Source organism: Kitasatospora sp. NPDC088346 (genome assembly GCF_044740765.1).
In the GTDB taxonomy this organism is placed as follows: domain Bacteria; phylum Actinomycetota; class Actinomycetes; order Streptomycetales; family Streptomycetaceae; genus Kitasatospora.
The window spans coordinates 1-4,761 of sequence record NZ_JBIURH010000127.1 but is presented as its reverse complement, the minus strand read 5'-3'; the positions used below and the strand labels follow the sequence as shown (position 1 = coordinate 4,761).

The window sequence follows — 4,761 nt, the reverse complement described above, 5'->3', positions numbered from 1 at the left end:
ATCGCCCTCGTCATGCTCTGCCTCGGCGGCAACCGCCCCACCCTGCCCCGACGCCAACTCGCATGACCCGACCCACAGGTCCAGCACAAGAGCCCAATTTTCGCTGCTGACCTGGGAAGAGGTACTGACAACCCTAGATGACGACCGCCCACCCCCTGTTCCACCACTTCCTGATCCTGGCCCGCGGCACCGTCTCCCGCCGCGGCCGGTCCGTCACCGTCATCGGCACCCTGGCCTGGACCTCCAAGAAGTCGCCGACACCCACCGGGCCGACGGCACCGCAGCCGTCCGAGCCCTCCTGACCCGCCCCACCAACACCCCCTCCGACGACAGCCCCGCACCCGACCGACCCGGAGGCCGCCCGCACACCGGCGGCGGACGGCTCTGGCACGCCACCCCCGGTTCTCCAAAGTGAGCCGTGTCTCATGAGGCATCAGAGATCGCCGCCGCAGCCCGTCCCATTGGCCATCTTCGGGTTCAGCCCGAATCCACCGAGCTGATTCGATGATGATCGTTTCGGTGGACTTTTCGGGGTGACCGGCTGGAGGGCGCGGGGTGTCCGCTGGTCTGCCCAGCTCTTCCACGTCTGCTCCGGTCGGGCCCTGGCGGGCGAGGGTCGGGTCGGTGCTCAGGCTGGTGGTGCGTGGGCGGCGTCGAACAGGTCGGTGAACGGCTGCTGCCAGGGCCAGCGGTCGGGCAGACGAAGCGTCAGTCGGCGGGCCGAGCGGGCAAGGCGGCCCGGGACGTTGACCAGGTGCCCGCGCAGGGTGGCGGTGGTCGCTCTGGCGTGGAAGGCGCCGGCGAGGCTGCCGGCGGCTCGCAGCAGGTTGAACGCGATCGCCCACAGGGTCAGCCACGCGTTGTTGGCCTGGAAGCTGCCGGAGGGCAGGTGGGCGAGCGGCCCGGACTTACCGTCCGCGATGACCTGCTCGATGACGGCGTGCCGGCGGTGCTGCAGTTCGGCCTGGAGCATCTCGAAGGGGCTGTCGGTGAATACGGGGTGGTAGCGCCAGGCGGTGAACAACTCATCTTGTCCTGCTGCCACTTCGCTGTTCAGGCGGCGAACCCGCCGCACGATCAGCCGCGCGGTGACGTGCTCGGCCTTCTTCCGTCCGGTGAACGCCGTGTACTCCAACTCGGCGACCTCGGCATCGGACACCAGCTCCCCGGTGTCGGGGTCGACGAACGCGTCCGGGTAGCGGTTCGCCGTCCACGCGGTCTCGGGAATCTGGCTGATCGCGGCGGCGAGGGAGGGGTTCATCCGCACTGTGAGCGAGAAGCAGGCGCCCGCACGGCGGCAGGCCGCCGCCACGTCGGCGTTGTAGAACTGGCTGTCCGCCCGCACCACCACGGTCCCCCTCGCGCCCGCCTGCTTCGCGGCGGCCAGGGCCTCGGCGGTGAACGGGCCGGCGCCCCGCGCGTCGGCGGCCTTGCCCCGCCGCAGCCGGACCGCGGCGATCACCGGCCGGGCCAGCGGCGTGGAGAGGGTGGCCAGGATCGGGTGCAGCGTGTGGACACCCTTGAACCTGCCGACCTCGGCACCTTGCTTGGCGCGCCCGTAGACCCTGCGGTGGGTGGGGTCGATGTCCACGAACGCCACCTTGTCCGCGCCCGGCAGCAGCGGCGTGGCCTGGGCCAGGCGGACGAGGAAATCACGGTGCACCGCGTGGAGTTGGCGGTTGTGGCCATGGGTGAACGAGCGCAGGAACGTGCCCAGCGTCGACGGCGCGCGCACCCCGTCGAACAGTCGGCCCATCGCGCCCAGCCGCAGCCGCTGCGTGTCGTCGATGGAGTCGGCCCCGGCGCACATCGCGGCGACCAGCGTCATCGCCTTGGCTCCCGGGTTGGCGCCGCCGCTGTTGCCGGCGCCGTCGATCCGCAGCCTCTCCGCGACGAGACCGGACAGGCCGACGCGCTCTGCCAGGCGGACCATCGGGACGAGTCCTGCGTCCGTGACCAGGTTCGGCTCGTCGAACGCGGCGAACAGGGCGGCGGGGCTGTGGGAGGATTTCACTTGAGAGGTGCCTTGCTGGTCGGGCGGACGGAAGCGTAGAGAACTCCCATCCTCCCAGCTCAGCAGGCACCTCTTTGCGTCATCCCCTCCCCGCCTCGATCACCGACCGGTGGATTCGGGTTCAGACGAGGACGGCTGCGAAGGAGGAGGAGGGAATTCGAGCGACAGGACGGTCGGGTTTCCTGAAGGATGACGGCCGATTGCGAGCAGGACGACGTAGTGGTGAACAGGATGACGATGACGGGCATGTCGCTGGAAGCACTGGACGCTGTGGAGTGGGACGGGCTTGACACGGGCGACCCGATCGATCCGATCGAGGCGGTGCCCCGGACGCTGCGCCTGCTCGCCCTTGCGGGAGCGGAGGCGACGGAGGAGGACTGTTCTCCGCTCTACTACTCCCTCATCACGATGAACGAGGGTCAGACGCCATCTGCAGCGGCAGCCGCTCTTCCGTTCGTCGTCGCGCTCGCCGCCGACCCGGCCATGGGCGCGCGGGTCCCCCTCGTCGAGCTGCTGGTGGCCATGCAGGCACCAGCCCTGACAGACGAGGACTGGACGGGAGCGTGGACCCTGCTCGCGGATCCGCAGCCGGCAGTGCGGCGGGCGGCGATACCCCTGGCAACCGGGATCGAACGACTGCTGGAGCGATGGCGGGTGGAGACCGACCCGACGGTGCGGCTCCCGCTGCTGCTCGCCCTCGGCGAGGCCGCATCCGAGGAGGCCGGGGCCGGTAGGGCCGTCGACGCAGCGCGGGCGGTGCTGGCGGACGTGCTGGGCGGGGACGATCCGGTGATGTGGGTCGCGGCCGTGCATGCCTCGGCGGGCCTCGACCGGGAGCTGCCGGTCCGCCAGATGGACCGGCTGATCGAGGTGTTCTCCGACCCCGCACTGCGACCACGGTTCGACGAGGTCTGGTACACCCCGGATTTCGAAGGTTCCTTGTCCCGGGAGGACCTGGTCCGGTCGACGGCCTGGAATCTCGCACACGACCCCGATGCCGAACTCTCCTTCGCCGTCCTGCTGGTCGAGGCGGCGGACCGCACCGGGGACGCCGCCCTGTGCCGGGAGGCACTGGACCTGGCGTGGCGGCTCCTCACCGAGCGGCGTTCCGTGGAACCCGCCTTGTTGCCACTGGCAGGCGGGCTGCTGAGCGATCCGGACGGCGCCGTCCGGCTGCGGGCGGCGAACATTCTCGCGGTGCTGGGCCCGGCGGCGGCCCCGTACGCCGACCGCCTCGCCGAACTGCTCGACGACGACGGGGCCGACGAATACCTCGACGGAACGGTCCGCGAAATCGCCCGCTGGGCACTGGCCCGGATCGGTGACCCGCGTGCCCTGCCCGGGCTGATCGAGCAGCTCCGCGCGCAAGAGGAGGAACAGGGCCGCGGCTACTGCACCAGTGATCCGAGGCGGCCGGACATCAAGGACGTGCTGATCCCGCTGCGGGCGCAGGCGGACGTCCTGCTGCCCGCGATGCGGGAAGCGATCCGGCAGGGCGGGGCCCGAGGTGGTGCAACGCGCGGGTTCCTTGAGGTGCTGAAGGCATGGGGCAAGGACTCCTTGCCGGCCCTGCCCGATCTCCTACCGCTGCTTACCGACACCTGGACCTCTGTCGATGTGCTCGGGGTGCTGCGAGCGATGGGCCCGGCCGCCGCCTCGGCCGAACCGGCTCTGCGCACCTGCCAGGTACTGGACTACCCCGGCAACCACTCGTTTGTGACCTGGACCGCCGCATACATCAGCAAGGACCGCGAAGCATCACTGCGGCTCATCGGCGACCCCGTCATGACGGCAGAAGTACCCGAACTCGGGCCGATCGGCGCCCTGACCGACTTCGGCCTCGACGCTGCGCCCTACGCGGACCGGGTCCGGCTCGCCATGGAGAACAGCACGCACTGGCCGCGTCTCACCGCGGCGATCACGCTCTGGTCGATCACGGGCCAGGCCGAACCGAGCATGCAGGTTCTGGAGGAGTTCGTGCTGCCGATCGCCGACGGCGGTGACGGCTTCGGGTTCTTCCGTGAAGCGATCCAAGCTCTGATCCGGATGGGCGAGATCAGCCCGAGGATCCGGGCCGCGCTGCTGACGGTTCGACAGTCGGACCGTCGCCTGTCCTCGGACGGGGGATACCCGATGATCCTCCACGACAAGGAACTGCGCGCACTGGTCGAGCAGGCCCTCGCCTGCGCCAGTCCCCACTCGGGTGAGACATGCTGAAACGTCTGGTGAACCAGGGCTCGGCGGGGTGATCGACATGACCACGGACCCATCCGCCCGGGCAGGCCGGCACACCGTCCGCGGTGTGCCGCGCCCGCCGGGACCGTTCACCGGCCGGACCGACCGCACCCCCACCCACCCGGGGAGCACCGTGACCACCACCCCCGCCCCGTCCACGGTCCTGAGCCTGCGCGTCCACCGCGCCGCCTTCGAGACGTACCTCGCGTGCAGGGATCCGTCGCCGCCCGGCCGGGGCGGCCGGCTCGATCAGGCCGGCCGCCAGGTCTGTGCCGAACAGCGGCCGCACACCGGCGGCCGCGCACGCCTTCGCGTGCCGCACCACCCCGGAGACTGTGTGTCCCGGTCGAGCACCTTGGCGACCGGGATGCGCGCTGCCCTCAACCGGTGGAGGGCGAAGCTGTGGACGCTGGTTGGTCTGTCGGCGTCGGGTGAAAACTGACCGCTGAACGGCGGATCAAACGGGACCCACCTCGCGATCGTCTGATCATCCTGATCTTCACAGGGTCAGG

Annotated in this window: 4 protein-coding genes; 3 read left to right on the top strand and 1 reads right to left on the bottom strand. The window is 70.5% G+C overall.

Going from position 1 to position 4,761, the window contains the following annotated elements; all coding sequences use genetic code 11:
• The first annotated feature begins 137 nt into the window (after positions 1-137).
• Complete coding sequence (locus ACIOFR_RS41805) at positions 138-302, top strand: hypothetical protein (RefSeq protein WP_401006016.1); 165 nt, start codon at positions 138-140, stop codon at positions 300-302.
• Between the two features lie 326 nt (positions 303-628).
• Here ACIOFR_RS41805 and ACIOFR_RS41800 read toward each other — a convergent pair whose 3' ends face one another.
• Entirely contained in the window at positions 629-2,014 is a 1,386-nt protein-coding gene (locus ACIOFR_RS41800; RefSeq protein ID WP_401006014.1) for an IS1380 family transposase, read from the bottom strand.
• A gap of 231 nt (positions 2,015-2,245) precedes the next feature.
• Here ACIOFR_RS41800 and ACIOFR_RS41795 point away from each other — a divergent pair, with 231 nt between their 5' ends.
• On the top strand, positions 2,246-4,231 hold the full coding sequence (locus tag ACIOFR_RS41795; RefSeq protein WP_401006012.1) for a HEAT repeat domain-containing protein: 1,986 nt from the start codon (positions 2,246-2,248) through the stop codon (positions 4,229-4,231).
• A gap of 151 nt (positions 4,232-4,382) precedes the next feature.
• A complete protein-coding gene (locus tag ACIOFR_RS41790; RefSeq protein ID WP_401006010.1) occupies positions 4,383-4,691 on the top strand; it encodes a hypothetical protein in 309 nt (102 codons plus the stop codon).
• The last annotated feature ends 70 nt before the right edge of the window (positions 4,692-4,761 follow it).

What these genes read in the sequence shown, in the direction of transcription:
- ACIOFR_RS41795 (WP_401006012.1), top strand. Translation starts at nt 2,246, where the DNA reads ATGACGATGACGGGCATGTCGCTGGAAGCACTGGACGCTGTGGAGTGG.
- ACIOFR_RS41805 (WP_401006016.1), top strand. Translation starts at nt 138, where the DNA reads ATGACGACCGCCCACCCCCTGTTCCACCACTTCCTGATCCTGGCCCGC.